Source organism: Roseibium aggregatum (assembly GCF_014692675.1).
Taxonomy (GTDB): Bacteria; Pseudomonadota; Alphaproteobacteria; order Rhizobiales; family Stappiaceae; genus Roseibium; species Roseibium aggregatum_C.
The window spans coordinates 1-441 of the sequence record NZ_JABFCZ010000105.1 but is presented as its reverse complement, the minus strand read 5'-3'; the positions used below and the strand labels follow the sequence as shown (position 1 = coordinate 441).

1 pseudogene is annotated in these 441 nt (G+C 68.5%); it reads left to right on the top strand.

The annotated features are described in order from the left end of the window. Nucleotides 1–441 (top strand): annotated as a pseudogene (locus tag HK439_RS26500) (tRNA uridine-5-carboxymethylaminomethyl(34) synthesis GTPase MnmE); the annotation flags it as partial.

Below are 441 nucleotides of genomic sequence, written 5' to 3'. Positions count from 1 at the left end.
CCATCGACCAGGGACTGGCGCTGTTCTTTCCCGCACCGCACAGCTACACCGGCGAGGACGTGCTGGAGCTGCAGGCGCACGGCGGTCCCGTGGTACTGCAATTGCTGCTCGCGCGCTGCCTGGAGGCCGCTGCGCAGGCGAGCGTGCCCGAAGGTAGGCCCCGCCTGCCCGGCCTGCGCCTGGCCCAGCCGGGCGAGTTCACCGAGCGCGCTTTTCTCAACGACAAGATCGATCTGGCCCAGGCCGAGGCCATCGCCGACCTGATTGACGCCAGTACCGAGGCTGCCGCCCGCAGCGCCAGCCGCTCCCTGGCCGGCGCGTTCTCGGGCGAAATCCACAAGCTGCGCGATGCGCTCATCCACCTGCGCATGCTGGTGGAGGCCACGCTCGATTTTCCTGAGGAAGAAATCGACTTCCTGCGCAAGTCCGACGCCGGTGGTC